General features: G+C 73.0%; 4 protein-coding genes. 3 read left to right on the top strand and 1 reads right to left on the bottom strand.

Translation table 11 applies throughout. The annotated features are described in order from the left end of the window. Positions 1-685: hypothetical protein (locus SACAZDRAFT_RS04210; protein ID WP_040927661.1), on the bottom strand; the 685-nt coding region annotated here is incomplete at its 3' end. 67 nt (positions 686-752) lie between these two features. On the opposite strand from SACAZDRAFT_RS04210, the gene SACAZDRAFT_RS04205 reads away from it, so the two are divergent. The 3 genes from SACAZDRAFT_RS04205 to SACAZDRAFT_RS23665 all read left to right on the top strand — a co-directional run. Continuing rightward, complete coding sequence (locus tag SACAZDRAFT_RS04205) at positions 753-2,174, top strand: ATP-binding protein (protein ID WP_040927660.1); 1,422 nt, start codon at positions 753-755, stop codon at positions 2,172-2,174. A gap of 12 nt (positions 2,175-2,186) precedes the next feature. Next, a complete protein-coding gene (locus SACAZDRAFT_RS04200) occupies positions 2,187-4,139 on the top strand; it encodes a VWA domain-containing protein (protein WP_005439005.1) in 1,953 nt (650 codons plus the stop codon). A gap of 168 nt (positions 4,140-4,307) precedes the next feature. Then, the coding region (locus tag SACAZDRAFT_RS23665) for an MFS transporter (RefSeq protein WP_005439003.1) at positions 4,308-4,612 on the top strand (305 nt) is incomplete at its 3' end.

The following is a 4,612-nucleotide window of genomic DNA, read 5'->3' as shown; positions in this document are numbered from 1 at the left end:
ACACCGCGCCGCCCGGCTCGTCGGCCTTGGCGAGCTCCAGGATGGCCGCGACCTCGTCGGCGCGCTGCAGCACCCGCAGGGCCCTGCCGGGCATCCCCGACGGCCACGCCGGGTGGGGCCGGGACCGCAACCGGGCCGAGAGTTCCGCCCGCACACCGGGACGGTCGCGAGCGACGTCCAGCGTCTGCAACGTCCCCGCACTGTCCCGCACCGCCTCGGTGAGCCCGTGTTCGGCCTCGCCGAGCGGCACGTACTCCGGAGCGGGTCGCCCGGACACCGGGTGCTCGGTCAGGGGGAACACGGTCCAGCGCCACAGGCCCTCGGCGAGGTGCCGCGGGACGACCCCGAAACCGACGTCGGCGAACACCAGTGCCTCGCCCACGTGCAGCGCCGCCGACGCGAACGGTCCGCCGGCGCCGAGCCCGCGCACGTCGCCCGCAACCGGCAGGACCAGGCGACCGTCCGCGATTCCCAGCCGTCGCAACGAACCCAGCAAGCGCGCGGGCGGCGCGGGCACCGCACCGTCCACGGGCAGGTCGAACGTCGAGCCGGTCGCCGGGTCGTGAGCCACCACCTCGTGGGCCTCGCCCCACACCTCGAGGGCGTCGAGTACGTCGTCGGGAGCGGCCGCGCCGGACAGCCAGGCCGAGGACCACACGGCGAGAGTCGCACTGGGACAACACACGAGGACCGAGCTTACCGGCAGCGGGTCCACGTCGACGTGTGGCGAAAGCAGCAGTAGCGTCGTCGCTGTGACGTCTCCACAGTCCTCGATCTCCCCACGCCCGCCCGCCGAGTTGCCCCGCACCGCGGGAGAACTGCGGGCCGCCGGGTACCGGCCCCGGAGCGTGAAGAGCGAGATTCACGACAACCTGCTGGCCGCCCTGCGCGCCGGGGAGAACCCGTGGCCGGGAATCGTCGGGTTCTCGCGCACCGTGCTGCCCCGACTGGAGCGTGCGCTGCTGGCCGGGCACGACGTGATCCTGCTCGGCGAGCGGGGACAGGGAAAGACCCGCGTACTGCGGACACTGGCCGGGCTGCTCGACGAGTGGACCCCCGTCGTCGAGGGGGCGGAACTCGCCGAACACCCCCTGGCGCCGATCACGCCCGCCTCGCGTCGGCGGGCTGACGAGCTCGGGGACGAGCTGCCCGTCGCCTGGGTGCACCGGTCGGCCCGCTACACCGAGAAACTCGCCACCCCGGACACCTCCGTGGGAGACCTCATCGGCGACGTCGACCCCGTCCGCGTGGCCGAGGGTCGCAGTCTCGGTGACCCGGAGACGATCCACTACGGCCTCGTGCCCAGGGCCCACCGCGGCATCGTCGCGGTGAACGAACTACCCGACCTCGCCGAACGCATCCAGGTGGCGTTGCTGAACGTCATGGAGGAGCGCGACATCCAGATCCGCGGGTACACGCTGCGGCTGCCGCTCGACGTGCTGCTGGTCGCCACCGCCAATCCCGAGGACTACACGAACCGTGGGCGCATCATCACGCCGCTGAAGGACCGTTTCGGCGCGGAGGTGCGCACCCACTACCCGCTCGACGTCGCCGCCGAGGTCGGTGTGGTGAAACAGGAGGCCCGCCTCGTCGCCGAGGTCGGTGACCCGCTGCTGTCGGTGCTGGCGCGGTTCGTGCGCAACCTGCGCGGCTCCACCGTGGTGGACCAGCGTTCGGGTGTGTCGGCCCGGTTCGCCGTCGCCGCGGCCGAGACCGTCGCCGCCGCCGCGCTGCGGCGATCCGCGCTGACGGGCGAACACCCCGCCGTGGCGCGACCGGTCGATCTCGACGCCGTCCCCGACGTGCTGCGCGGCAAGATCGAGTTCGAACCGGGTGAGGAGGGCCGCGAGAACGAGCACCTCGTCCACCTGCTGCGCCGCGCCGTCGCCGAGACCGCGAGCGAACTCTTCGCGGGCCTGGACCTGCGGCCTCTCGTCGACGCCGTGGCCGACGGGCACCTCGTCGCCACCGGGGAGCGGGTCACCGGTGCCGAGCTGCTCGCCGCGTTGCCGGAACTCCCCGTGCTGCACGAGGTGGCGCAGCGAGCGGGCGTCTCGGCCGACGAGCCCGCCCCACGCCTGGCGTCCGCTGTGGAGCTCGCGCTCGAATCGCTGTACCTGGCCCGCCGGGTCGCCAAGGACGTCGACGGCTCCACCGCGGTGTACGGCCCCTAGCGAGGAGCGGGTATGGCCGAATCCTATTCGTACGGTCCCTACCACGGCGGTCCCGACCCACTGGCCCCGCCGCCCGACCTCCGCGAGGCGGTCGACGCCCTCGGCTCCGAGGTGATGGCGGGCGCGTCACCGCGATCGGCGCTCGAGGAACTGCTGCGCCGGGGCACGCGGTCGACACCGGGTCTGGACGAGCTGACCCGGCGCCTGTGGCAACGCCGGGCCGAGATCCAGCGTCGGCACCGCCTCGACGGCACCCTGCAGGAAGTGCGCCGCCTGCTCGACGAGGCAGTGGCGGCCGAACGGCGCGCCGCGTTCGCCGATCCCTCCGACGAGGCGCGGTTCCGGGAGGCTCAGCTGGACGCCCTGCCGTCGGGCACGGCCGCCGCCGTGAGCGAGCTCGCCGACTACGAGTGGGCCACCGAGACCGGCAGGCGCGACTACGAGCGCATCCGGGAACTGCTCGGGCAGCAACTGATGCAGTCGCGGTTCGAGGGCATGAAGGAGGCACTGCGCTCCACCTCGCCCGAGGACGTGGAGCGGATCAACCGCATGCTGACCGACCTGAACGCCCTGCTGGCCGCGCACGCACAGGGGTTCGGCGACATCGAGCAGCGGTTCGCCGAGTTCATGCGGCGGCACGGGGAGTTCTTCCCCGAGAACCCGCGGACGATGGACGAGCTCGTCGACGTGCTCGCGAGCCGCGCGGCGGCGGCGCAACGCATGCTCAACTCGATGACACCCGACCAGCGGCAGGAGCTCGCCGAGCTGTCCCAGCAGGCCTTCGGAGACCCGCGCATCGGACAGCAGCTGTCCCAGCTCGACTCGCTGCTGCGCGGCCTGCGTCCAGGCCAGGACTGGACGTCGTCCGCGCGCTTCCGGGGCGACGACCCGCTGGGGCTGGCCGAGGGGGCTCGGGCGATGACCGACCTCTCCGAGCTCGACGCGCTGGCCGAGCAGCTCTCCCAGTCGTATCCGGGGGCTCGGCTGGAGGACATCGACATCGAGGCGTTGGAGGAGCAGCTCGGACCGGACGCCGGTGTCGCAGCACGCCGACTGTCCGAACTGGAACGAGCGTTGCGGGAGCAGGGGGTCGTCGAGCGTGCGCCCGACGGCAGTCTGCGGCTGACGCCCAGGGCGCTGCGCAGGCTCGGAGAGACGGCGCTGGCCGACGTCGTCCGTGCGCTGCGGAGCCGGGCCGGCCGGCGGGACACCGCTTCGGCGGGTGCGGCGGGAGAACCCACCGGGTCCACGCGGTCGTGGGAGTTCGGGGACAGCGAACCGTGGGCCGTGTCGCAGACCGTGCGCAACGCCGTGCTGCGCACCGCGGCGAGCGACCGTTCCGGCCCGATCCGGCTCGACGTGGCCGACGTGGAGGTCGCCGAGACCGAACACCGGGCGCGCGCGGCGGTGGCACTGTGCGTGGACACGTCGTGGTCGATGGTGTCCGAGGGCCGGTGGCTGCCCATGAAACGCACCGCGCTGGCGTTGCACCACCTGATCACCACGCGGTTCCGTGGCGACGCGCTGCAGGTCGTGACGTTCGGCCGGTACGCGCAGTCGGTGCGCATCGGTGAGCTCGTGGGGCTGGAGGGCACCTGGGAGCAGGGCACGAACGCCCACCACGCGCTGCTGCTCGCCGAGCGGCATCTGAGGCGGCACCCGGACGCCGTGCCCGTGGTGCTGCTGGTGACCGACGGGGAGCCGACGGCACACCTGGAGGCGGACGGCGAGGCGGAGTTCTCCTACCCGCCGAGCCCCCGGACCGTGGCGAAGACTCTCTCCGAAGTGGACCGGATCGCCAGGCTGGGCGCGTCGCTCACCGTGTTCCGGCTGGGCGACGAACCGAGACTGGCGGCGTTCGTCGACGTGCTCGCGCGCCGCTCCGGAGGACGCGTGATCGCCCCCGACCCGGAAGGCCTCGGCGCCGCCGTCGTGAGCGACTACCTGCGCCACCGCCGAGGCTGACCACCCCGCATCGTGTCCGCGTGCTACGCACGCGTGTCCGCAGTTCCCGTACGCGTGTCCGCGCTCTGCGAACGTGTGTCCGTACTTCTCGCACGCGTGCGGGTGCCTCCGCCCCGGAGCGACGAAAATCGCGTGCGGTGCGTCGGCGGTGGTGAGTACCGTCCGACGGTGCCCGTCTGGCTTCTCGTGCTCGGTGTGGGAGCCCTCGTCTTCTACACCGACGACTACGTGATCGCCGGTGTCATCCCGGAGATCGCCGCCGACCTGGCGGTGAGTGAGGCGGTGGCCGGGCAGCTGGTGACCGCCTTCTCCCTCACCGTCGCGATCGCCTCGCCGGTCATCGCGATCGGGGCCGCGCGCATCCGCGGGCGTGCCCTCCTGGGCACTGCGGCGGCGGTGTTCACCCTCGCCAACGCGCTCGCCGCGGGTGGGCCCGACTATCCGACGTTGGTGGCGCTGCGGGTGCTCGCCGC

Origin of the sequence: Saccharomonospora azurea NA-128, assembly GCF_000231055.2 — a bacterium.
In the GTDB taxonomy this organism is placed as follows: Bacteria; Actinomycetota; Actinomycetes; order Mycobacteriales; family Pseudonocardiaceae; genus Saccharomonospora; species Saccharomonospora azurea.
The sequence above is the reverse complement of the archived record's forward strand: the minus strand, read 5'-3'. Positions and strand labels throughout refer to the sequence as shown.

Coding starts and splice junctions, on each gene's coding strand:
- SACAZDRAFT_RS04200 (WP_005439005.1), top strand. CDS start 2,187: ATGGCCGAATCCTATTCGTACGGTCCCTACCACGGCGGTCCCGACCCA.